This window comes from Psychrobacillus sp. FSL K6-1415 (assembly GCF_038003185.1).
GTDB lineage: Bacteria > Bacillota > Bacilli > Bacillales_A > Planococcaceae > Psychrobacillus > Psychrobacillus psychrodurans.
The window spans coordinates 3,818,534-3,842,519 of the sequence record NZ_JBBOOQ010000001.1; the positions used below are offsets into that span (position 1 = coordinate 3,818,534).

The following is a 23,986-nucleotide window of genomic DNA, read 5'->3' on the forward strand; positions in this document are numbered from 1 at the left end:
TTACTCAGGCGCCTCTTCACCAAATGCAAGCCATTCGTCCTTTGATGGTCCGTACATTCCCGGAACTGATAATCCGGCTTGTCGCATTAGTATCGTCATCTGCCCACGGTGATGTATTTGATGGTAGATTAATGTTTGCAATACAGTTGCAACAGTCCATAGTTCTCCGTACATATCTTGTTCTTCTAGAAGGCTTTCGTTCGTCCATTGTTCTTTTATAGCCTTAACAATAGAATTGCTAGATTGTCTATATGCCTCCACCATTTCTTTCGCCGTCAATGGCTGAGGTGTTTCATGCGGAGTGGCAGAAAACTCCAACCCAGTTCTTCCTATCATTTCATCTATACTAATAACAAGATGCCATGCAAGTGTTCCAAGTGTACGACTGTCTTCAGACACTCTTTGTTGTAATGACATATCTGTCAAAGCTTCTAAAACTTTCAGTGTTGAATCACTTTCATGCTGCCAAACAGTTAAAAAATCTTCTAGGTTTCTAATCATGTTCATTCCTCCAAATAATATTATGTTAATCAATTTCATATTTACCTGTTTAAAATAAAAATACAATTTTTTATTCGCTTTTTCTAAAAAGGTCGATCTTGTTGATTGAAAAGTGGAAGGCGGCGACTACAACGAGAACAGATCGAGCTGAAAACTCCGCAGGAAAGAAATTGATCGAACCTTTTTGACCAATGTCTTTGCGACGAGTATCCGAGGAGCATATGTTTTAGTGACGAGGAGATTGAAGCCATCCCGCGGAAAGCGTCCGGCTATAGCAGAAATCAACGTTGTACGGATTTCACTAATTAATAACTTTTATGAAATTAACTCATGTAATTAATTTCGTCACTTGTTATAAATAATCCTGCCACCAACAAAATACCTTTCAAATAGATATTGTAGTTTAGTTCTGATATACTAAAGGACAGACAATAAGAGGACGTGAGCGAATGATTAAAATTGAATTACCAAAACCAACTGTAACGATCACCCAGCGTGAACAAGTACTAAAAGAAGGCGACATAGAAATTCCAGCAATTCATGGATTTATCGACTTCCATCAAATTCCTCGTGATAAAGGTGGCATATTCTTTTTCTATAATAAGAATGATGAACTTTTATTCGTTGGTAAAGCGCGTAAAATTAGACAACGTATAAAAAAACACTTTGAAGACAATGTATCTCCGATGATTAAACATCGAGATGAAGTGTACAAAATCAGTGTTTGTATTGTAGAAGAGGCAATGGATCGCGAAATTTATGAAACATATGCAATCAATACTCAAAAAGCGAAATATAATATCGACAAAGCATTTTTTAGATAAGATGAAATCCCATGTTCTCCAAAAGAGGACATGGGATTTTCTCTGTCTAGCTCCAGCTCCTAGCCCGCCTGAGTCGCTTCAGGATTTCAGCGCTTGTCGGAGGCCCACAGGATGTGGTTCAGTCAGTCGTCTCAACACGATGTCGCAAACTTAGACTGACTTCCAATACATAGGTGCATACACTTTTCTATTTTACTTCTTCAAAAATACTCGTACTATGCTTTGGTTGTACTCGTGCTTTCGGATCTATGAATGCCTTAATATGGCTAATAGCAATTGGAACCTCTCCAAACCCTACGGCAATCAGTTTTACTTTCCCATCATGCGTACAAACATCACCCGCAGCATATATTCCTTCAACACTTGTTTCCATTTTTTCATTGACTACTACAGAATTTTTCTCCATTTCCAGACCCCATTCCTTTAGAGGGCCTAGTGAAGCAACGTTTCCGTAGTTCACTAAAACATGGTCTACTGCGATTCTTTCTTCAGCTTTATCTTTACTGACAATCACGACTTCTTGAATTTTTTCACCATCACCAGTTACTTCTTTTATGCCATATGGTGTTTTTACTTCAACAGACGAGTTTTGAAGCTGTTGAATAGTCATTTCATGTGCAGTAAATTGCTCCCTACGATGACAAATGGTTACCTTTGAAGCAACATCCTCTAACATTAATGACCAGTCGAGTGCTGAATCTCCTCCACCTAATACAAGAACATCAGAATCTCTAAAAGCCTCTAAACTCTTTACCTTGTAATGAAGGTTTTTCCCTTCGTACTCGGCAACTCCTGGAACGTTTAACTTACGCGGCTGAAATGAGCCTATCCCAGAAGTTAATAGAATAGTTTTAGAATAATGCACATTCTTATCTGTTGTTAGTGCAAAGTAATCTGGTAGTTTCTCTAGCGCTATTGCTGTTTCCTCTAAGCAAATGGTTGGATTACTATATGCAGCCTGCTCCTCTAAATTTGCCACTAAATCCTTTGCTAATATCTTTGGAAGTCCGCCAATATCATATATATATTTATCAGGATAGAGCTCCATCAATTGACCGCCTAGTTGTGGAAGGCTATCGATAATTTTCACCTTCAAATCACGTAACCCACCATAAAACGAAGCAAACAAACCTGTGGGACCACCACCAATAATCGTTACATCGTATAATTCACCATTCATACCATTTCACCTCATAACTATTTATCCCGCATTAACGGGTAGGCCGATTAAAGTTCACCACGTCCTACAGCAACCTCAGCACTAGTATGTCCTGTACGTCGTAAGACTTGCGCTTCCTAAGTAACTAACAACAATGGGAGATTACTGACCGTAAAAGCCCATGTGATTCAACTAACAATCAGCGAGGATAAAGAAAACCCAACTGATTGAAGTTTCACTCTGTACTTATATTATTTGATGTACAGTACACAATGATGCATTGTCACAGAAATCTATTTCGTATCTCAGGTGGTGGAATCATACAGCTATCTTTTTTCCCAAACCATGCATAACGATTTTTCGCTATGAATTTATATACTATGTTGCGTATAGGTTTTGGAATTACCTTTAGCACATATAAACAACTCCAAAGTCCATTTAAATGTCTGCTAATTTGGAGTGCAGCATCTGAGGAGTAATACACCTTATGTTGGTCAATAACTAATATACTATCCAAAGTGTCAGGTACAGCATACTCACGTTTGAACTTTGCCCCAATATCACTTTGTTGCGCTGCAAACTGAAAATAACCTTTTGGATCTCGTTTAATTATAAACTGCACACTTGCATCACAAAAATTGCACTCTCCATCAAACAAAACAATAGCTGGCACAGGGATTCCACTCCTTTCCCCTAGTGTACTATAATCACTTCTGAAATGCGCTTAATCGGCTTTCTAAATATTTTATCTTTTCTTTACATAAACTAAATATTTCAATCTCAAGACAAAAAAACTGGGCAAAAAAGATGACCTGTCCTTAAAGGTCAAAACCTGTTTCAATCGTTTTCGAAGGGCTTTGGACAGACATTTTACCGAGTGAATTTTTAGGGATGCTGGTTGGTTGTGACGGACGTCACAACCAACCAGCATCCCTTTTTTTCGGTAATCTTACAACCCTCAGAAACAGGTAAGTGCGTTTTTGGATAACTAGAGAAAAGATACTTTCTTATTCATAGAGCAAGCTCACAAAAATGCAATTTAGTGAGCTATTTCGATTCTTTATTTAGTAACTACTTACTATCTCTCTTTATTTCTACTAGTAAAAAAGGAATTCTACTTTCATCACACTTCATAACAGAATAGTACCTTTGATTAAATAGATCGTTTTATCACTATATTAATTTTGACCACTATTATCATCTTAGCGATAGCCTATGCATAATCTTTTTGCCTGCATACTACACATTATATTGATTGTAGTGCAAGGCGGCGACTCCAGCAGGAACAGCCACGGGCTAAAAGCCCCATAGGAACGTAGTGACAAGAAGATTGAAGCCGTGCCTGCAGAACGGCGTCCACCTGTAATGGAAATCACAGTATTATTCATACACTCAAGTATCAAGAACCTAGTGTTCACCGGATATTACTTACCTCAAAAAATGCCCTTAAGTCCAGTAAGAACTTTAAGGACACCTCTATCTATTTCACTGCTTGTCTTGTGGTGTATCAGATGAACCAACCTCTTCTAGTATCTCAAAGCTGTTGGAATAATCGCGAAGTCTTTCGTCTTCGTCCTCCACCGGCTGATCTGTTGTAGAATTTAAGAGTGATTCTTCTACCGGACGAATTTCTTCATTGACCTGTTGATGAGCATGTTCTACACAAGTCAGAGCTGTAGGAATTGCCTCTAAACGAGCGAGTGAAATTTCTTCTCCACACTCCGTACATTTCCCATATGTACCATCCTTTATAGCAGTTAATGCTTTTTCAATATCTACCATTTCCTCGTCAAAATGTCTATTTAATGCCTGCCGAGTATGTTGATCAGTTAAATCCGTCGCATTATCTGCAGGGTGATTATCATAATTAGATAACTCAGTCGTTTCAAACTCTTCTTCATTTTGCTTCTGGTGCTCTAACTCTTCAAAACGCTTTTCTAATGTATTTTTTAATTTATCGTATTTTGTCATTTAAATTCCTCCTTGGGTTACTTAAGGATTACCCAAAAATCAGCGAAATAAAACAACTTGCACATCTACCTTTAATACAAGCAAATACGAATACAGTTGCATACGATGATGAACTAAGTGATTCATAATTTGCAGAAACCACTCTCCTGTACGATATTCACTCCCCCAATAGGTTGTAAAACCCTTTGAGAGTGCCTCTTCGGTATGTTTTTCTATGTGCTTCATAACCTCCTGGATACCTGCCAAAAATTGTTCTTTTGCATCTTGTAAATTGACTGGTTTACTTTCTTCATAATACAGCCGCATTTCATCTAAGTTATATCCTTTGCAAATAAGTAAATCTGCCTGTGGAATTTGCGCAAGATGCACACAAACCTCCCAAACAGTCATTTTATTTTCAATAGGACGTTTAGAAAGTAACTTTTCGTCTATATAATCAAATAACTGTGTTATTGTACCTGAGATATAATTTAATTGGCTTATCATAGAGTGAATCATTTTATCTCACCTTCAATTCAGAGTGTTTTAGTATGGTATTTTTTTGTTTTTCCAGTATGATTAATAATAAGGGAGTGTTTGTTAATGGGTATACACAAATTTTTTATGAGTATGAATGATTTAGAAAGAATTATCCGATGTCCTGGACGCTTTAAATTTGAAGAACATAATGTGGCTGCACATTCATGGAAAGTTTCTCAATACGCTATGTTTTTTGCGACTCTTGAAGAGAATAATGGAGCAACAATTAATTGGAAATCACTTTACGAAAAAACGATTAACCATGACTTTGCAGAAATTTTTATCGGCGACATTAAAACACCAGTTAAGCACGCATCTCCTGAGCTAAAACAAATGCTAACACATGTGGAAGAAAAAATGATGGAAAAGTTTATATTGGATGAGATACCAAAAGAATTTCAGCCCGTATTTTTTGACCGTATGAAAGAAGGAAAAGATGATACTATTGAAGGCCGTTTACTTGAGTTAGCCGACAAGCTAGACCAAGTATATGAAGCTTTTGCTGAATTACAACGTGGAAATACGGATGTTGAATTTGTAAACATGTATGAAACGGCTTTAAGAAAAATTCTTCATATCCCGTTAGAAACTAGTATAAACTATTTTAAAGAAGTTATTATGCAGGAAATTATGAAGGAGCAATCGGTCATTGATGTGAAATCTATTACCGTACAATTACTAGTAGAATAATTATTTTCCATTTTTATGCGATATATTGTATAATTTATTGTATAATATTTTGGAATTATTAAGATAATTCAAAGGGGGGAAATCGTTTCATGCCTATTCCAGTTAATCACACTAAGCCTGTCCGTACAACAGCTAAGTTGCACGCTTTTAACCAGTTACAACAATGGATTATTGATGGCACTTTACAGCCAGATGAAAAATTAAACGATATTGAACTTGCACAAGCATTAGGGGTGAGCAGAACGCCTATTCGAGAATCCTTACAACTTTTGGAATCTCAAGGCTTTGTAACGATGCAACCAGGGAGAGCAACTCAAGTCACACCTGTAGAAAAAGAAGATATTAATAATCTCCTACCACCATTATCAGTATTACAGGCACTTGCAGCAGAACTTGCAAGTCCTAATATGAATGAAGAGATTCTAAGTCTATTAGAAGAAAAGAATAGAGAATTCGCTGAGGCTTTACAAGAAAAACAATTTACTACTGCTCTAAGAGTAGATGAAGAATTTCATCAGCTCATTGTAGACACCGCCAATAACCCATACATACATTCCATGGTAGAAATGCTTCAAGCTCATGTACGTAGATTGTTTTATTATGAAAAAATTATCTTACGAGAATATTCTGTTGAGCAACACGGGAACCTAATTCGTGCATTCCGCGAAAATAACACCAAGGAACTAGCAGAAGTAATGCGTGCAAATTGGATCTATACAATCGAAGAATTTTAATAGGAAAGTAGTTTGAGAAGATAGGGTGAGAAGTGACCAACTCTCCATTTCATCGAAAACAAATATGGTGGTCTGGAAAGGAGTGATATTCACAACCTTCCTGACCACCTTTTTAAGGCATATTAAGAGATTAATAGATTTATCGTGAAGTTATATCAAACCTTGACACTTTAGTTGAATATGAATTATTACCAATGATAAATTCAACAATTAAATTGTCCGGCTATTAGGGTGTGTCCATTTTGAAATTCATTGAATTTGGATTAGGCAACACATGGTTAATTAGAACTGAAACAGAATCTGAAGATGGCACGGAATATGAAGAGAAAGGAATAAAAGGACCAATAAACTTTTATTCAATGTATTTCAGAGTTTGGATAGGTAAGACAGTTGTCATAGCAGATTTAAAAGAAGGTTTTAAAAGACAAAAGAAAAGCCGTACCGATTTTAAATTTATTTTTGGAATAGTTAGTAATTAAACTATATCACCAATAAAGGGTGTTAATTATAGATTATGGAGTAGCTTTTCATATCGTACTAACCGGTATATTTTGAGGAATATTAAAAGCATGAGCTAGAATGTAAATAACACCAACACCTTACTTGTTGATAATACTAGGAAACATGTGATAAAGTACATTAATTTGCGTAGTTGGCGATGAATCGGCCGACATCTCAAATTATAGATGAGGAGATGTTTCAATGGAGTTTAAGGGATCTAGTGTTTACGATCAAACTGACTTTTTTAAAAATTATATGACTAGAAGAAACAGAAATGATAGTCCAAATAACGCCATTGAAGGACCTATCATCTATGAATTAATCGGGAGCTTTCAAGGTAGTAGCGTCTTAGATTTAGGGTGTGGTGATGCATCGTTTGGAAAAGAACTCTTGCATTTAGGAGCAAAAAGCTACACAGGAGTAGAGGGTTCGAAGCAAATGGTTGAAGCTGCACACTTAAACTTGCTTGAACAAAATGGGACAATACACCTTGAAACAATGGAATCTTATGATTATCCATTAGAGGCATTCGATATTGTTACATCTCGATTTGCCATCCATTATGTTTCAGACATAGATAATCTCTTTGAAAATATTCATAAAACACTTAAAGAAAACGGAAAGCTTACTTTTAGTATCCAACATCCACTGACAACCTCGTCATTTGCTAGTAAGAAAACTGGAGATAAACGTGGTAATTGGATTGTCGATGACTATTTCCATGAGGGAGAAAGAAAAGAGCCCTGGATAGACCAAATAGTGGTGAAGTATCATCGATCAATCGAACATTATTTTACAGCACTAAAACAAGCTGGATTTACAGTTCTAGAGTTACGTGAAGGCACACCAAAGCGGGAACATTTTAGTAGTGAAGATGAATTTGTTAGAAGACAACGAATTCCAATTGTACTAGCTTTTTCTTGTGTTAAGTTAACAAAATCCTATTTCTAAATGTATAACTAACATGGACTTTACTTGATAAAGAAACTTTTAAAAAAATTGGTAGTTACCGATGAAAATAGAAACCTGAATTGTGTAGTTGGTAAACGGAGAGGATTCTGCGACAAGCAGATAAACTCCATAATATTAGTAAGAAATAGAGGCTGATCGTGATATGTCACGATCAGCCTCTATAAAAAACAAAAGATTATAATATAGCATCATGCTTGTCCAAAGCACACCTCAACTGTTAAAAACTGTTTTACTTAAAAGTTGCACTTGGATTTCCTACCCTCAAGCTGATTTGATTTCCTTTTTTTAAGATCTCGAAATGATGCCTGTTACAAGAGTTACTATAACAAATGGTATTAACCATCCCAAACCTACACTATAAAAAGGTAGTACATTCTCGTAAAAACTTACGATAGGTTGTAGCCACCCATAATATTCGATATTTAATGACCCACAAAGAGCTTTAAAGCCATCTACTAAGCTTATTAAGAAGGTTACAAACATCACACTAACATATACTAATCTTGCATGATTGAATAATGGTGATAAAAAGGTTAAGAATATCAATACTATCGCTAAAGGATATAGCAACATTAATACTGGAATGGAATACGTAATAATATTAGATAATCCAAAGTTCGCAATAATACAAGTGAAAACACTAAAGAAAATAACAAATGCTTTATAACTAATCTTTGGCATTAATGTGTGGAAATACTCACCACAAGCAGTAGTTAAGCCAATGCTCGTTGTCAAACAAGCTAAGAAAATGATAACTGATAAAAGTATAGCTCCAAATGACCCGAAGTAATGCTCTGAAGCAGCACTTAATACTGGTCCACCATTTTCAAATAATCCATATATGTTCACACTAGTAGCCCCTAGGTAGGCGATCCCAGCATAAATTAAACCTAAGAACAAAATTGCTATCCCGCCAGATTTAGCTGTGGCAACTAAAATCCCCTTAGTAGAAGTTACACCCATAGATCGGATAGCTTGAATCACGATAATCCCAAATACTAAGGAAGCCAATGCATCCATCGTATTATAACCTTCCGTAAATCCAGTCATAAAGGCGTTTCCTACATAGCTTCCTTGTGGCTCTTGAAAGTCTCCCATCGGACTAATAATAACAAACAGTAATAAGAATAATAATCCTATTATAATTCCAGGAGAAAGATATTTTCCAACATTGTCTACAATTTTAGATGGATTCAAAGAAAGCAATAACGTGATTCCAAAGAAAATAATCGTAAATATTAACAAACCAAGTTGAGCATTATTTTGATCAATAAATGGAAGAATTCCAATTTCAAATGAAACTGCCCCTGTTCTTGGCAAAGCAAAAAATGGTCCTATTGTTAAGTAAAGGAGCGAAGTGAAGATAACTGCAAAAATAGGGTGTACTCTGCTAGAAAGCTCCTGTAAATTTTTACTTCCCGAGAATCCCATCGCTAAAGTACCTAAAAACGGCAAGCCAATTCCTGTCAGTAAAAACCCAATGGTGGCTATCCAAACTTGTGTCCCTGCATTTTGCCCTAAACTTGCTGGAAATATTAAATTCCCCGCACCAAAAAATAATGCAAATAGCATAACTCCAATCACTAAATGATTAGAAAATGATAATTTATTTTTCATCTTGTAGTTCCTCCTGTGATATTAGAAATAATCATTTCTTATGTTTTCTCGATGCTTGTTATGAATGCTATACATATGATTTCCTCTAATCACGGCCGTATGCAATATATCAATGTTGATAATACTATGGAAATTGGTAGAATGCAATATATTAGACGAAATTAATTGAACATTTATTTTATTTTCACAAATGTATCAATTTTATAAAAGCACAGTATATAGTAAAATCCGAACAACTTTGTTTTTTCTCTAGAAGAATGATTTCCGCTCAACACTGCTTCAATCTTCTTGGACCAAAAGAAAATTGGCCAAAGTTAACTCACGGAGCGACGTTTAGCCTTTGTTCTTTAGAGTTCACCAAAGTACATATAGCTCGTGAGGTTCCCATTGGATTCACCTTCTCCCAATCCAATAAAAAAAACCGAATTTAAAAAGGCGAATAATCAGTTGATAAACAACTTAAACATTCGCTTTTTCCAATAAAAATGGTAATTATGTAATTAACAAAAATTGATTATATAACAATCTATTATGAAACTCATTTCATTTTGAATATAACAAAAAGCTATACAATTAGAGAAAAATCCAATCATATAGCTTTTCATTTGTTATTTCTTCTCTGGAAATAATACTTCCTTTAAAGCATCATCTGAGGAATTTTCGGTAAGCTTCACTTTCGAACGATACGCTGCACGTGTTAGCAAGTGCCCAGAAACAGGGGCAGTCAAAAACACAAATAATATACCTAGTATAAGACGAACGCTTATAAAATTCTCACTTACCCAAAAATGTATAAAGGCACCAGTTAGAGACAACAGTACTGCTACCGTTGAGCTTTTTGTAGCCGCATGTGAACGTGTATAGACATCTGGAAGGCGAATAATACCGAAGGCACTAATCACACTCATGATACTCCCTAAAAAAATGATAATAACCGCTACGAACTCAATTATCTGACTTGTGCTCAATGATAGCCCCCCTCTCAATATACTTGGAGATGGCAATCGTACTTATAAAAGCAAGTATACCTAGTATTAGAATCGCCTCTAAAAATGCCTTTGTCTTCAATACAATCGAAATAATGGCTATCATTGATATGAGATTTACACCTATCATATCTAACGCTACTGCTCTATCGGGCATAGAAGGTCCCTTAATGATTCGAAAAAGAGCTATTGCAATTGAAATAGCAAATAAAGTTAAAGAAACCAACAGTATTTTTTCTATCATTATCGAGTCACCTCCATTATTGCTTTTTCAAATTTAGTTATTGATCTTAATACATCGGCTTTAGACTGCTCTATATCCATTGCATGAATATAAAACATATCTCCCTCTGGATTTACTTCCATAACTACGGAACCAGGGGTCAAAGTTAACAGCATTGCTAACGTGGTAATCTCCCAGTCTCCTTTTAGTTCTGTTCTATAGGTGAAAATTCCAGGCTTGAGGTCCCAGCGAGGATTTAATATTTGTTTACTTATAAGTATACTCGACTGAGCCAACTCTGATATGAATATGAAAATTAACTTAATAATGGAAAGTAATCTTCTCAAATAAAACTGAGTCCCAAAAAAGCGATGCATTAAGAATATTATGAAGATCCCTACGATGAAACCACTAAAAAATGTCGTCATCTTAAGTTCATCTTCGTCCTTTAATGTTGTCCACAAAAATGCGATGAATAGGTTTAGTAAAAATTGTGCCGGCATACTTCTCACCTCTCCCTTCACTTATTTCCACCCATTACTGCATCAATATACACGGAAGGATTAGATAGAGTATGAGCTGCGTCCGTGACATAACTGGAGATAACCTCTGCTCCTAGACCTAAAGAAATCGTTGCAATTCCCAACAAAACAATGGGAATAATCATTCCCATTTCCATCGGTTTTTCATCTTCTAGACTTATAATAGTTTCCCCAAATATAGTATTTAAGAAAATTCGAAGAAGCGAATACAGCACAACAATGCTGGAGATAAAGGCCAGCGCTAATAGTATGTAAGATCCTGATTCAATAGCACCTTGTCCAACTAGTATTTTCCCTACAAATCCGCTCAATGGTGGAATACCTGCCAATGAACAAGTGACAAGGAAGAACATCCATCCAAATACAGGATAGTTTCGAATTAGCCCACTCATTTCATCTATCTTTGATTTCCCAGTTAAGTAAATCATCGTACCAGCTAGTAAAAATAACATTGCTTTTGCAATCATGTCATGAATTACGTAGTATATAGATCCAGCAATAGAAGTTTCAGTTCCCACCGCAAGACCAATCATTATAAACCCAACAGCAATTACCACATTGTAAGAAACAATTAACCGGACATCCTTAAAAGCAATTGCCCCGATACATCCGACAATTAGTGTTATTCCTGCCATTATTCCTATTACCGCGTGTGATATTAATGGCTCGTGATAGAATATGAGTGTAAATGTACGGAAAAGAGCATATATTCCAACCTTTGTAAGTAACGCTCCAAACAATGCGGCAACCGCAGTTGGTGGCACTGAATAGGATCCAGGTAGCCAAAAGAATAGCAACAACCCGGCTTTTAAACTAAATACGATTAAAAACAAAATACTTATTGTAGTAAGTAGCGGTCCTTGTCCTGATTCCGCCACTCTTTCTGAAATATGAGCCATGTTTAAAGTACCTACAGTACCATATAAATAGGCAAGGGCTACTAAGAAGAACCATGAAGCAAGCACATTTATCACTACATATTTAATCGATTCCCTCAGCTGCGGCTTAGTCCCCCCTAATGTAATTAATACATATGAGGCCAATAACATTACTTCGAAACAGACAAACAGGTTAAATAGGTCCCCTGTTAAAAACGATCCATTAACTCCTGCAACTAAAAACAACACAAATGGGTAGAAGTACATTTTCTCATGTTTATCTCCTATTGAAGAAAAAGCATGGATTAGACAAATTGCGGTAACTATACTTGCCGTAAGCACGAGTAACATCGCAAAGGAATCCGCCACAAACAGAATTCCAAATGGTGGTTTCCATCCCGCAAAATCTAATCGTATAATTCCATCTGTCTGAACTCTATTTAAGATAAATAAACTTATACCCGCAATACCAATCATCGTTATTAAACTAATTACACGTTGCCATTTCACATATGGGCGTAAAAATACCAGTATAATCCCAACTATAATTGGAATGATCAACGGTAAAACAATTAAATTATTCATCTTTTGCCCCTCTCAATTCATCGAGATCATCCGTACCAACATCCTGATAAGTACGATAGGCTAACACAAGTATGAAAGCTGTTACAGCAAAACTAATCACGATAGCAGTTAATATTAGTGCTTGTGGTAAAGCATCTGCATAAGGCGCATCTGCTTCTTTTAACAAGGGAACATTGCCTTGCTTTAAGTCCCCCATCGTTAATATGAGCAAATGGACGGCATGTGAAAACACAGCAGTACCTAAAATTATTCGAATTATATTTCTGGAGAGGATTAGATACGTGGCAACAGCAACTAAAATACCTATTAACATAATGATTAATGTTTCCATTGTTTATCCACCATCCTCACTAATGCTTAAAATAATTGTTACTAGTACACCTACAACTGTCAAGGCTACACCTGCTTCAAAAATAGTCACCGTTGTCAGTTCTGTTTTTCCAAAAACCGGCAAATCAAAATAGGCAAAGGTTTGAGACATAAATGGAACTCCGAATACTATTGACCCAAAACCTGTGGATGTAGCTAATAACACACCAATCGCTGCAACATATTTAAAATCTAAAGGAAGACTCTTTTTTACCGTTTCAATATCCGTGGACAAATATAGCAATACAATTGCACTTGCTAGAACTAATCCACCTATAAATCCTCCACCGGGTGTATTATGACCCGAAAGAAATAAATACACACCGAATGTCAAAATTATAAATACAACAATCCTACTAATTGTCCGGAGTATGACATCATTAATCTTCAATGTTTTCATCCTCCTTTTTAGTTCTTAGCTTAATCATGGAATACACACCTAAACCAGCTATAAATAGGACAACCACCTCGAGCATCGTATCAAAACCACGGAAATCTCCCAATATAGCATTTACTATATTGGCTCCTCCAGCTAGTTCATAAGCATCTTCAAAATAACTAGAAACAGGTTCAAACTGATTGAAATCTACTACTGATAATCCAACTAAAACAACTACTAATCCGACCGCTATTGATATTATTCCGTTGACTACTTTTGTTCCTTTTGGAAGCTTTTCCTTCTCCCAATCCGGTAAATGAGAAAAAGCTAGTAGAAATAATGCAGTAGTCACAGATTCTACGACTAACTGTGTTAGGGCTAAATCTGGAGCCCGGAAAATGACAAAAAAGATTGCAATAGAGTATCCTAATACTCCATTCAATAATGTCGCTGTCATTCGAGACCTCGCAAATAACATGGACATAGCCGCTACTGCCATAATAGCAACTAAACAAACTTCATAGACTCTGAACGATGCATTTGTAGAAATATCAAACGAGAAAGCTCTTGAATAAAACAAGTAACCACCCACGGTCACTATAAAGAATACAAATATATATATTAAATAATGTCGTAATAATCCATTCATATAACGATTAGTTATTGTGTTAGATTTGCTTACCGAAGAAGCCAATAAGTTACTATAAAGTGCATTAAATGTGAAACGTGAAGAAAACAATCCATAAATCGGTTTCCAAAATTTAAGAAATTTGAAAAGAATAGCACCTACTATAATAACCCCTATAGTCATGAGCAATTCAGGGTTTACTCCATGCCAAGCCGATACTTTTGGCGTCAAATCTACTGCTTCCCCAAAAGTTGGATAAACACTACTCATAGCTGGTTGTAATATATAGTGCCCTAATAGATTCGGGAAGAAGAATATACCAACAACTAAAGTGGCAAGAATCATTGGAGATATTAACATTCCAATTGGAGCTTCGTGAATAGGTTTATCCAATTTCTCTGGCTGAGGATTACCAAGAAATGCTTTAAAAACGATAACTGCACAGTAAACAAATGTAAATACACTAGCAATCCAAGCTACAACTGGGAAAATAATTCCTAAAGATGGCAAAGAAAAAATATCTACCTCCATAATATGTACAGTCGCTGCAAAGAACATTTCTTTACTAAGGAATCCATTGAACGGAGGTAAACCAGCCATCGATAAACTTCCTATTAGTGCAACTGTAAATGTAAATGGCATGAAGGTCATTAATCCACCAAGTCTTCGAACATCCCTTGTCCCTAACTCGTGGTCGAGAATCCCTACAACCATAAACAATGCACCTTTAAAGGTTGAATGATTTATCAAGTGAAATAAAGCGGCAAATGTGGCTTGAGTATACAGAACTGAATCAGCTGAATAGCCAAACTGCAGCGCTATCGAACCTAAACCAAGCAAACTCATGATAAGTCCTAACTGACTAATAGTAGAAAAAGCTAGTAATGCCTTCAGATCTGTTTGTCTGACAGCATTAAACGAACCCCAAAATAGAGTAATCATCCCAACTATACTTACTACCCAAAACCATACTTCATCCGCACCAAAAACTGGTGTGAAACGCGCCACCAAATATATACCAGCCTTTACCATCGTCGCCGAGTGTAAATAAGCACTTACAGGGGTTGGCGCTTCCATAGCATCCGGTAGCCAAATGTGGAAAGGGAATTGTGCTGACTTCGTAAATGCTCCTAGCAATACTAAAATCATCGCAGGCATGAACAACGCGTGGTCACTGAACTCACTCATACTCGAAATTATTTCTCGAATACTGAAAGAACCAGTCATCGTATGTAACATGATAAAACCAACTAACATAGCAATACCACCACTTACAGTGATTAGCATAGCTTTTTGCGCTCCAAATCTGGAAGCTTGTCGATGATTCCAAAAGGCGATTAACAGGAATGAAGAAACACTCGTTAATTCCCAAAAAACGTATAACACCATCAAGTTATCAGAAAAAACAACTCCAAGCATGGCACCCATAAATAGTAATAAATAACAATAAAAATGCTGTAAGGATTCTTTAGAGGAAAGATAAAAAATAGAATATAAAATAACTAAACTTCCAACACCTGTGATTAATAGAGCAAAAATCATACTTAGACCATCTAAATATGTCGTGAAGTTAAAATCTAATGTGGGAATCCATTCATATGTATGGACATAAGTTTTACCACTTGCTACCGAGGGAATTAGCCTAGCAAGTATGACAAACAAAGCTATAGGTACGATTAATACAAACCAACCGAGATGAGTCTTTTTAAATCGCCTATATGTAAAAGGTAAGAGTGCAGCTACAATAAATGGGATTAATATAACTAAATTTACGGAAAACAAATTTTAACCTCCTATTGGTTAAGTAGAATTAGGATTGGACAGTTATGAGGGTTAAATTACTTTTTCAAACTATAGACTTGACTATCCTAACAACTAGTAGCATAATAGGATTCCATATGAGACCCTTCAAAATACACTAGGATTTAGGATATATAACTTGCTTGTATTAATAGCTAATGCATATTATGTATAGAATTGAAGTGATTGTACTACTTTACATGCATTTAATAATTATACATGAAAGAAAGGTACAACACACTTTTAGTGTCTTGAAGCATTATTTATAGAAAATTACACGAGAAATATATATAGGAAAACAAAAAAGAGGTGTATAAACGTGAAACGCGTAAAAGGTCGAATGGATGAAAGTATACTTGTCTGCGTATACTACGGACCAAATGGAGAGCGGCTAATTAGACGAGGACATAAAATGGCAAGTATGCTTGATTGTCCACTGTATATTCTTACAGTCGATCCACTTCCATATGATGCATTCGATGCTGAGAAATCCCAGTATATCGAACAGTGGAAGACTTTAGCAGAAGAATTAGAGGTTGAAGAGTTTATCATTCGTGATAACGAAAAACGTTCTTCACCAAAAGTTATTCAAGAAGTTGCCCATGGATTAAATATAACTCAAATTATTATAGGACAAACTGCACAAAGTAGATGGGAAGAAATAACAAAAGGTTCCTTCATGAATGTCTTATTAAAAGAAATTCCTTTTGTGGACTTCCATGTTGTTTCAGTTGCCCGCTACATTAAAGATGAAGAAGATGGCATTTTCGAAAAAGGAGTCCGTGCTTATTTAGTAGTAGATGGAGATTCTTATAAAGTGTCCTTCACTTGTGCGAAGAATATGTGCCAAGAAGGTATTTTCTTCAAAGAAATTGGTACAGATTTTGATAATGGTATTTTCAAGTTTATGCATAACAATAAAATGCACCAGGTTCATATCCAAGATAACCTAGTTACCGATTCGTCTCAAGTACCTGATGGTTGTAGCTTAAAAGCATATAAATAGAAAAAAGGAAACTCTTAGAGTTTCCTTTTTATTATTACTTTATTAAATTAAAAGCACGCCTGAAAGGATAATCACTCGATGTTCATTAATTTGACAGCGTTATTTTACGGTCCTTGGGTAATCCCAATCCTACTAATCCTATTATTGGTAGCGTCGACACAACAATCATTGTCGTATAAACACCTACATAATCCATTAATATACCGATCACAACTGCTCCAATTGCTCCCATTCCAAATGCTAAACCTACAGTTAACCCAGCCATCGTCCCTATTTTACTCGGTACGAGTTCTTGTGCGTATACAACGGTTACCGAAAAGCTTAACATGATGAAAAATCCTATTGCGATGAGCAACAATATAATTGCCCAAACAGGTACGTAAGGTAGTAGTAGACTTAGTGGGATTGGAACCGCCATCGACAATATAATAACATTTCTTCTTCCCATTCGGTCCGCCATTGGTCCACCGAAAAATGTCCCTACTGCCCCCAGTGCCAGAAAGATAAAGATAATTAACTGCCCTTCTTTAATAGTCATACCGTAATTCTCCATCAAATGAAAAATATAAAAGTTGGTCATATTAGTAACATAAAAAGAGCGGGCGAAAATTAACACCATCAAAAGAGTTAAGGCGACGCCAACTTGTTTTTTAGATAAAGCTGGGAGTGAAGAAAGAAGCGTCCTCTTTCTTTTGGATAGCTTTTCTAACTCCAACTGTTTTTTATACCATGCAGAAATCTTCGATAGCAGAAATATTCCCACCGCAGCAACTACTAAGAAAAGAGCTGCACCTTTTTGACCTAATGGTACTAATATAAATGCGCTTATAAGAGGCGCAAGTGCTTGTCCAGAATTCCCCCCCACTTGATAAATCGATTGCGAGAGACCTCGTTTAGAACCTGCTGCCATAAAGGACACTCGCGAGCCTTCTGGATGAAATACTGCCGAACCCAATCCCAAAAATATTACCGATATAAGGATCATCCAATACTGCGGTGCAAAGGCTAATCCCGCCATTCCGACAAAGGAACTCATCATCCCAAGCGGTAACGCATAAGGCATAGGTTTTTTATCGCTTATAAAGCCTACAACAGGCTGAAGAACCGATGCAACAATATTTAACACAAATGAGATGAGACCTAATTGGGTAAACGTTAGACCTAGTTCCAATTCTAAAACAGGAAACATCGCAGGAATTACCGCCTGCAACGTATCATTAAATAGATGACATACACCTATAGCAAACATTATGGGATATACTGGATTACCCATTTTATGGACGGAATTAAACTTGGACATATTTTCACATTCTTTCTAGATTTTCACCAATAAAGTTATTATAGCTCAAATTGGACAAAGTATTTCATTATGAATGGAATACTAACAAAGTTCATGGCAACACTAAGCAATACGTCAATAATGAAATGGGGTTATATGAGTTATATGGAGACCTTTTTCGAAATGAACTTTTGGGAAATGATTTTGAGATCCACCCTTTCCTTCATCGTATTACTTGTATTAGCAAGGCTATTAGGAAAGAAACAATTAAGCCAGCTCACTTTTTTCCACTATATAACTGGTATAACAGTTGGGTCTATAGCCGCAGAAATTGCCTCTCAACATGAAACACCTTTTCTAGATGGATTGATTGCAATTATTTGGTGGACGGCCCTCACTTTATTAATGAGTTATATATCTTTGAAATTTCCTACAGCTCGAACATGGATTGATGATGAACCAACAATTGTTATAAGAGACGGTAAAATCAGTGTGAAGTCTTTAAGATCCTCACGTTTACATATGGATGATGTATTAATGATGCTGAGAGAGCAATCTATTTTTTCTATCCAGGATGTTCATTATGCAGTCCTTGAAACAAACGGCGAACTAAGCGTCATGAAAAAGGTTGGTTTGCAGGAGGCTACAAAAGAGGACGTTAAAGTGCCCCTTACTCTTCCTTTGTTCATACCCTCTGAAATAATATCCGACGGTAAAATTGTAAAAAAGAACTTGGAAGAATTAGATTTAACAGAAGAATGGGTAATGAAAAAGCTAAGAAAACATGGAGTAGATTCAGTTAGTGATGTGTTTTATGCACAATTACAAACGAATGGCTCATTATATATTAGCTTAAAAGAAAATGGTGTTTAGCAAAAAAGGAGCGAGGAAATGTGACATAATCACTTTTCTTAGCTCCCTTCTATTTATCCGTGATTTAAATAAGTGAGAATGGCATTACCCAGTTCATCCGGCGCCTCATACATACTCATATGACCTGCATCCCCTATGACTACTTGTTTGATATTATCTCCACTTGCTGTGAATGTCTTGTCAGCTGGGATAAGTTGGTCACTTTCTCCTGCTATTAATAGTACTGGTAGCTCTGTCTTCTCCAAAATTTCCGTACGATCTTTTCTATTTTTCATCGCAAGAAGTGCATTTTTAGCTCCTTGAGGTTGTACTTCATATCCAATCTTTTTAACTTCCTCCATCGATTGTTTATGACTTTCTACATTTTCTGGAGCAAATAGTTTTGGAACAAGACCATCGATGAATATATCGATTCCTGCCTTTTCTATTTTATCGGCTGAGGCAATTCTTCCTTCCTTAGCTTCTTCTGAATCAGGAAATCCTGTGGAATGAATTAAAGAGAAACCGCTTAAATATTGATTATATTTTTCTGCAAAAGCTAGTGTGATATAGCCACCTAGTGAATGACCGAACATGGTCACCTTCTCTATTCCTAGTTCCTCTAAGAAGTCTTTTAGAATTAATGCGTATTGTTCTATATCATTCACGCTATCGAGCACTTTAGATTCTCCATGACCAGGAAGATCAATTGCAATAACTCTATATTTTTCCGATAACATTGGTATTACTTTTCCCCAATAACCAGAGCTTCCACAAAATCCATGGATGAGTAATAGGACCTCTCCTGTGCCTTCCTCTTTGTAAGCAATGTTGGTATTAATTGTTTTCATTAAGTCATCTCCCTAATGTTTGATTAATTGATTGGTTCAACTCTTCTATGTTTACCCCATCTATTTGTTTATTACTCAAATTATATTTCTTCTTAATAGAGAGAATCCGTTTCACGCTTTCATCGATTCTTTGTTCCGTAATTTCTCCATCTTCTATTGCTTTAAGAATTGCGTCTACCGTTTTTTTTACATTTGCGTAGTTATGCGCTACTAACACTATGTCATTTCCTGCTTTTACTGCAGATACGGCTGATTCACCTATTTCCAAGTTATTTAGGATTGCTTTCATCGTCATATCATCTGTTATGATAATACCTTCATAGCCTAGCTGTTCCCTCAATACATCGGTAATAATTCTCTCTGATATGGAGGCCGGATATGTAGAATCAATTTTTGGAAGTAAAATATGACCTACCATCACGACATCCGCACCTTGCTCTACCGCATGCTTAAAAGGTATTAACTCAAGAGCTTGTAATTCCTCTAAACTCTTTTGAATTATTGGTAGCTCTTTATGCGAATCCACTGCAGTATCGCCATGTCCGGGGAAATGCTTTATAACCGAAATAACCTGCTCACTTTGAATGCCTTTCATCATCTGTAGCCCCAGCTCACTTACTAGCTCCGCATCTTTTCCAAAGGATCGGTCTCCAATAATCGGATTATCGGGATTGCTGTTTATATCAAGAACAGGAGCAAAATCTAAATTGAAACCAAATGCACTTAGTTCTTTCCCCAATAGCTTCCCTATATTATAAGAAAGAGATATATCATTTCGCTTTCCTAATTCTTCGTTTGTCGGTAACTTAGTTAACTCTGGGAGCCTAGAAATTCTACCACCCTCTTCGTCAACTCCTAAAAACAATGGAACTTTATTATTAGTATTTTCTTGTTTAATGGCATTCAATAAGGAAACAGATTGATTGGCATTCTTTAAATTGTCCTTGAACAAAATAATACCGCCGACTTGATGTGTAGATATGATTTTCTTGGTCTCATTTGTAATATCCGTCCCTTTTATACCCGCAAATATCATCTGGCCTACTTTTTCTTCTAGGCTTAAATCGGAAAGAGAGAAGTCTTTTTCAAATTCTGTGAATACAGATATGTGATGAACTTCTGGATTTGGCTCTTCTTCCGTTGGCTTAGGCATTATCCATTTCAATTGAAAGTCTGTTGTGACATCATATATAAAAATCGTTTGGTCTACTTGGTCATCCTGATAGCTTCTAACTTTATCAGCTTCACCTTTAATGGATTTAATATCCTCGAGACGGATTTGTTGGATTTCAGGTGAACTGGACCGTATATCAAAAACAACTTCAGATTGATGACCCACTGTTGCATCGTTCGATAGAAATTCTTCATAGATGGCACTAGCATTCTTACTTTTTCGATCTGGAGCTCCCCATAGTTCATGCACTTTTTGGATGGTAGTTTCTCCTACGATAAAAGGTGAATTAATCGTTTGCCCTTTTTCTGCTAGGTCAAACAAGAGGGATACAAAGGATTCCGCATCTGAAGACACTTCTATCGGCACTTCCTTTTGTGAATCGCTATCTTCCTTAGAATCTTTGAGCATTACAACTACGGCAATTGCAAATAATATTAGAAGAAGTATTACTACCTTTTTGGTCATCATAAAACCTCCAAACAAATGATAATCTTACCCCTACTTCCATAAGCCTAACCAATATCCCTTTAATCTAACTAAAAAAAGAGCTTTATATTTGATATATTTTCACTTCTCAAATATAGTACTATTTGAACCAAAATAATATAAAAACGACTGAAAAGAGGAATAGTTATGTCTAATAAAGATGCTATGATATGTGATATAGAAACTGGAATTTGCGGACCTGCAGAAGAAAGTAATTCTGTTATAGAGCTAATTGACCTAACTGCCCTGTCTACAAAAAAAGAATCTGATGCAGTTACTGTACAAACTGAAAAAGATAAATGAAATAGTTAAAACGCCCTTCTGTAATTAGTACGGAGGGGCGTTTGCCATATCATTGCACTTCCTTCACTTCTAAATGCTTCATACAGTTAAATAAATGACAACTGTTACCTTGATCGTTGAGCTCCACAATTGAAACGGAAGTGTTTCCGATATCACGAGAAAACTCTCCATTTGGAACAAGTGCATATAATAATCTACTTATGAAGCCTCCATGACTAACTACGAGCACTCGTTTTCCCAAATGTTTTTGTTTTACTTCTTCTATAAAAGACATCCCACGAGAAAGAATATCAGCCTCTGATTCAAAGCCGATATCCTGGTTTCTCCAATCCAGCCCCCATTTAGCAATTCGTTCATCCTCAGTCGTTCCTTCGATTAAGCCACCACCAATTTCTCCAAGACGTTTGTCTTGAATAAAGTCGACTCCCGAATGATTTTCAGCAATAATTTCAGCTGTTTTCTTTGCACGAATTAATGGACTTGTATAAATAACGTCCCATTCTTCGAACTGCATTCTTTGCGCTGCACGCTTAGCCATTTGAATTCCTTCTTCATCTAGTGGCACATCTGTACTCCCCTGAGCTCTACCTTCCTTATTCCAAGCAGTGACACCATGTCTTACAAACCCTATCGTCGTCATGTAATTTCCCCCTTACTTATTGTTTCATTATAATCAAATTAAAATAATTGAACAATTATTGCTTGACCTTCACGCAACGTAAAGGTTTAAGCTGAATATATAAGGAGGTGATGAATTGGAATACACGGTACAAAAACTTGGGCAGCTTGCTGGTATTAGCGCAAGAACACTACGATATTATGATGAGATTGGGCTACTTAAACCTACACGTATCAATTCATCAGGATATCGTATATACGGTGAAAATGAAGTAAATCGGCTGCAACAAATACTATTTTACCGCGAACTTGGAGTAAATTTAGAAAGTATTAAAGAAATCATGACATCCCCAGCATTTGACGGTACACAAGCGCTTCGAGATCATCGTGATAAACTGCTCGAAAAACGTGTGCAACTTGATGCACTTATTAATAACGTGGATAAATCAATTAAACAGACAGAAAGGAAGATTAGCATGACAGATAAGGAAAAGTTTGAAGGCTTTAAACAAAAACTTGTTGATGACAATGAGAAGAAATACGGAAAAGAAATTCGAAAAAAATACGGTGAAGATACAGTGAATGCATCCAACGTAAAAATAAAGGGCATGACCGAAGAGGAGTATGCGAAAATACAGAAATTAGAGGAGCAAATGTTCATGAATTTAAAAGCAGCAATGGATACCGAAAATCCCGCCGGAGAACAGGCTCAAAAAGCGGCAGATTTGCATAAACAATGGCTTTGCTTTTACTGGGATCAATACTCTAAAGAAGCTCATGAAGGTCTTGCAGAAATGTATGTCTCTGATGAACGATTCACTGCATATTATGATAAAGTACAATCAGGTGCAACTGAATTTTTACGAGATGCAATTGTTATTTACACAAAAAGCTAGAAGGCTCATACCTTCTAGCTTTTTCTAACTATCACTTTGTATATTTTATCGATTCCATAGACACCAACCAATAACAAAAAGAAGGCAATAATATAGTTGGACAAACTCTTTTCTATTTCGAGGATATTTAACAAATAAAGAAAAATAATAGCCCAAATTATTATTAATACGGATTTAATAATTCCAACCTCCTAACTAATTTGGAAGTTTGTCCTTTCCATTTTGTAATACATTCTCGATTATGTGGATATCCTCTGGATAAGCTAAATCCAAGTCTTGGATTTCCTCGAATGACATCCAAGCAATTTCGTGAATAAATTCATCTGGGTCTTGCAATGTTATTTCACCGCTTATTATTATAACTAAAAAATAGTCCACATCGTAAGAGATTCCGTGTTCACTGAGAGTTCCACTTTTATTATGTACCTTGTCAATCGTTTTCACTATGAATCCAGTTTCCTCACAAAATTCTCTTATACAGCATTCTTCTATTGTTTCTCCTTCTTCAAGCGTCCCAGAAGGAACTGTCCATTTCTTATCTTCTCCTGGTGCTGCTTGAAGTACCATTAATACTTCCTTCTGATCATTTACACAAATACCAGCTGCACCTTTCCAGCTAAACATCAGCCTTCACTTCCTCTCC

Annotated in this window: 27 protein-coding genes; 9 read left to right on the plus strand and 18 right to left on the minus strand. The window is 36.2% G+C overall.

Going from position 1 to position 23,986, the window contains the following annotated elements:
- Positions 1–501 carry a DinB family protein gene (locus MKY60_RS18725; protein WP_241598017.1) on the minus strand — a complete coding sequence of 167 codons (501 nt, stop codon included), beginning with the start codon at positions 499–501 and terminating at the stop codon, positions 1–3.
- Between the two features lie 449 nt (positions 502–950).
- Here MKY60_RS18725 and MKY60_RS18730 point away from each other — a divergent pair, with 449 nt between their 5' ends.
- Positions 951–1,325: a nucleotide excision repair endonuclease gene (locus MKY60_RS18730; RefSeq protein ID WP_093495671.1), complete on the plus strand. Its 375-nt coding sequence runs from the start codon at positions 951–953 to the stop codon at positions 1,323–1,325.
- Between the two features lie 187 nt (positions 1,326–1,512).
- Here the strand turns inward: MKY60_RS18730 and MKY60_RS18735 are convergent, their stop codons facing one another.
- The 4 genes from MKY60_RS18735 to MKY60_RS18750 form a co-directional block, all read right to left on the minus strand.
- On the minus strand, positions 1,513–2,505 hold the full coding sequence (locus tag MKY60_RS18735) for an NAD(P)/FAD-dependent oxidoreductase (protein WP_241598019.1): 993 nt from the start codon (positions 2,503–2,505) through the stop codon (positions 1,513–1,515).
- A gap of 262 nt (positions 2,506–2,767) precedes the next feature.
- The gene (locus MKY60_RS18740) at positions 2,768–3,157 is read right to left on the minus strand and encodes a thiol-disulfide oxidoreductase DCC family protein (protein ID WP_093495673.1); all 390 of its coding nucleotides are present in this window, start codon (positions 3,155–3,157) and stop codon (positions 2,768–2,770) included.
- Between the two features lie 812 nt (positions 3,158–3,969).
- A complete protein-coding gene (locus MKY60_RS18745) occupies positions 3,970–4,455 on the minus strand; it encodes a TraR/DksA C4-type zinc finger protein (RefSeq protein WP_340930901.1) in 486 nt (161 codons plus the stop codon).
- Positions 4,456–4,494: 39 nt separating this feature from the next.
- A complete protein-coding gene (locus MKY60_RS18750) occupies positions 4,495–4,953 on the minus strand; it encodes a DinB family protein (RefSeq protein ID WP_093495675.1) in 459 nt (152 codons plus the stop codon).
- Between the two features lie 84 nt (positions 4,954–5,037).
- Here MKY60_RS18750 and MKY60_RS18755 point away from each other — a divergent pair, with 84 nt between their 5' ends.
- The 4 genes from MKY60_RS18755 to MKY60_RS18770 all read left to right on the plus strand — a co-directional run bounded on the left by MKY60_RS18755 (position 5,038) and on the right by MKY60_RS18770 (position 7,850).
- Positions 5,038–5,664 (plus strand): YfbR-like 5'-deoxynucleotidase, encoded by a 627-nt coding sequence (locus MKY60_RS18755; RefSeq protein ID WP_090566156.1) that lies wholly within the window; start codon positions 5,038–5,040, stop codon positions 5,662–5,664.
- An 89-nt stretch (positions 5,665–5,753) separates the two neighbouring features.
- Positions 5,754–6,398, plus strand: a complete 645-nt coding sequence (locus tag MKY60_RS18760) for a GntR family transcriptional regulator (RefSeq protein WP_241598021.1) — start codon at positions 5,754–5,756, stop codon at positions 6,396–6,398.
- 242 nt (positions 6,399–6,640) lie between these two features.
- Positions 6,641–6,877: a DUF3977 family protein gene (locus tag MKY60_RS18765; RefSeq protein WP_090566151.1), complete on the plus strand. Its 237-nt coding sequence runs from the start codon at positions 6,641–6,643 to the stop codon at positions 6,875–6,877.
- 223 nt (positions 6,878–7,100) lie between these two features.
- The gene (locus MKY60_RS18770; protein WP_340930902.1) at positions 7,101–7,850 is read left to right on the plus strand and encodes a class I SAM-dependent methyltransferase; all 750 of its coding nucleotides are present in this window, start codon (positions 7,101–7,103) and stop codon (positions 7,848–7,850) included.
- Between the two features lie 306 nt (positions 7,851–8,156).
- Here the strand turns inward: MKY60_RS18770 and brnQ are convergent, their stop codons facing one another.
- From brnQ to MKY60_RS18810, 8 genes are all read right to left on the minus strand, one after another.
- The gene (brnQ, locus tag MKY60_RS18775) at positions 8,157–9,488 is read right to left on the minus strand and encodes a branched-chain amino acid transport system II carrier protein (protein ID WP_340880608.1); all 1,332 of its coding nucleotides are present in this window, start codon (positions 9,486–9,488) and stop codon (positions 8,157–8,159) included.
- A 608-nt stretch (positions 9,489–10,096) separates the two neighbouring features.
- On the minus strand, positions 10,097–10,456 hold the full coding sequence (locus tag MKY60_RS18780; protein WP_090566141.1) for a Na+/H+ antiporter subunit G: 360 nt from the start codon (positions 10,454–10,456) through the stop codon (positions 10,097–10,099).
- Positions 10,434–10,718 (minus strand): Na(+)/H(+) antiporter subunit F1, encoded by a 285-nt coding sequence (locus tag MKY60_RS18785; protein ID WP_090566139.1) that lies wholly within the window; start codon positions 10,716–10,718, stop codon positions 10,434–10,436. Before MKY60_RS18785 ends, MKY60_RS18780 begins: the two co-directional genes overlap by 23 nt.
- Positions 10,718–11,200 carry a Na+/H+ antiporter subunit E gene (locus tag MKY60_RS18790; RefSeq protein WP_090566137.1) on the minus strand — a complete coding sequence of 161 codons (483 nt, stop codon included), beginning with the start codon at positions 11,198–11,200 and terminating at the stop codon, positions 10,718–10,720. The genes MKY60_RS18785 and MKY60_RS18790 overlap by 1 nt, the downstream gene beginning before the upstream one ends.
- Positions 11,201–11,217: 17 nt before the next feature.
- Entirely contained in the window at positions 11,218–12,702 is a 1,485-nt protein-coding gene (locus MKY60_RS18795; RefSeq protein WP_340930903.1) for a Na+/H+ antiporter subunit D, read from the minus strand.
- Positions 12,695–13,033, minus strand: coding sequence for a Na(+)/H(+) antiporter subunit C (locus tag MKY60_RS18800; RefSeq protein ID WP_090566132.1), 339 nt, complete (start codon positions 13,031–13,033; stop codon positions 12,695–12,697). The genes MKY60_RS18795 and MKY60_RS18800 overlap by 8 nt, the downstream gene beginning before the upstream one ends.
- A gap of 3 nt (positions 13,034–13,036) precedes the next feature.
- Positions 13,037–13,462 carry a Na(+)/H(+) antiporter subunit B gene (locus MKY60_RS18805; RefSeq protein ID WP_090566129.1) on the minus strand — a complete coding sequence of 142 codons (426 nt, stop codon included), beginning with the start codon at positions 13,460–13,462 and terminating at the stop codon, positions 13,037–13,039.
- Positions 13,452–15,860: a Na+/H+ antiporter subunit A gene (locus tag MKY60_RS18810; RefSeq protein WP_340930904.1), complete on the minus strand. Its 2,409-nt coding sequence runs from the start codon at positions 15,858–15,860 to the stop codon at positions 13,452–13,454. Before MKY60_RS18810 ends, MKY60_RS18805 begins: the two co-directional genes overlap by 11 nt.
- Positions 15,861–16,197: 337 nt before the next feature.
- On the opposite strand from MKY60_RS18810, the gene MKY60_RS18815 reads away from it, so the two are divergent.
- Entirely contained in the window at positions 16,198–16,884 is a 687-nt protein-coding gene (locus tag MKY60_RS18815; RefSeq protein ID WP_090566122.1) for a universal stress protein, read from the plus strand.
- A gap of 85 nt (positions 16,885–16,969) precedes the next feature.
- Here MKY60_RS18815 and MKY60_RS18820 read toward each other — a convergent pair whose 3' ends face one another.
- Positions 16,970–18,184, minus strand: a complete 1,215-nt coding sequence (locus MKY60_RS18820; protein WP_241598034.1) for an MFS transporter — start codon at positions 18,182–18,184, stop codon at positions 16,970–16,972.
- A 144-nt stretch (positions 18,185–18,328) separates the two neighbouring features.
- On the opposite strand from MKY60_RS18820, the gene MKY60_RS18825 reads away from it, so the two are divergent.
- Positions 18,329–19,036: a YetF domain-containing protein gene (locus MKY60_RS18825; protein WP_093495734.1), complete on the plus strand. Its 708-nt coding sequence runs from the start codon at positions 18,329–18,331 to the stop codon at positions 19,034–19,036.
- A 53-nt stretch (positions 19,037–19,089) separates the two neighbouring features.
- Here the strand turns inward: MKY60_RS18825 and MKY60_RS18830 are convergent, their stop codons facing one another.
- Together MKY60_RS18830 and nagZ are read right to left on the minus strand one after the other, a co-directional pair.
- Positions 19,090–19,866, minus strand: a complete 777-nt coding sequence (locus MKY60_RS18830) for an alpha/beta fold hydrolase (RefSeq protein WP_241598036.1) — start codon at positions 19,864–19,866, stop codon at positions 19,090–19,092.
- 4 nt (positions 19,867–19,870) lie between these two features.
- Positions 19,871–21,508 (minus strand): beta-N-acetylhexosaminidase, encoded by a 1,638-nt coding sequence (gene nagZ / locus MKY60_RS18835; protein WP_340930907.1) that lies wholly within the window; start codon positions 21,506–21,508, stop codon positions 19,871–19,873.
- Positions 21,509–21,673: 165 nt separating this feature from the next.
- Here nagZ and MKY60_RS18840 point away from each other — a divergent pair, with 165 nt between their 5' ends.
- A complete protein-coding gene (locus tag MKY60_RS18840; protein WP_241598038.1) occupies positions 21,674–21,829 on the plus strand; it encodes a hypothetical protein in 156 nt (51 codons plus the stop codon).
- Between the two features lie 49 nt (positions 21,830–21,878).
- Here MKY60_RS18840 and MKY60_RS18845 read toward each other — a convergent pair whose 3' ends face one another.
- Positions 21,879–22,469 carry a histidine phosphatase family protein gene (locus tag MKY60_RS18845; RefSeq protein ID WP_093495687.1) on the minus strand — a complete coding sequence of 197 codons (591 nt, stop codon included), beginning with the start codon at positions 22,467–22,469 and terminating at the stop codon, positions 21,879–21,881.
- 115 nt (positions 22,470–22,584) lie between these two features.
- On the opposite strand from MKY60_RS18845, the gene MKY60_RS18850 reads away from it, so the two are divergent.
- Positions 22,585–23,343, plus strand: a complete 759-nt coding sequence (locus MKY60_RS18850) for a MerR family transcriptional regulator (protein WP_241598042.1) — start codon at positions 22,585–22,587, stop codon at positions 23,341–23,343.
- A gap of 195 nt (positions 23,344–23,538) precedes the next feature.
- On the opposite strand, the gene MKY60_RS18855 is transcribed toward MKY60_RS18850, so the two are convergent.
- Positions 23,539–23,967, minus strand: coding sequence for an NUDIX hydrolase (locus tag MKY60_RS18855; protein ID WP_093495689.1), 429 nt, complete (start codon positions 23,965–23,967; stop codon positions 23,539–23,541).
- Positions 23,968–23,986 lie beyond the last annotated feature (19 nt).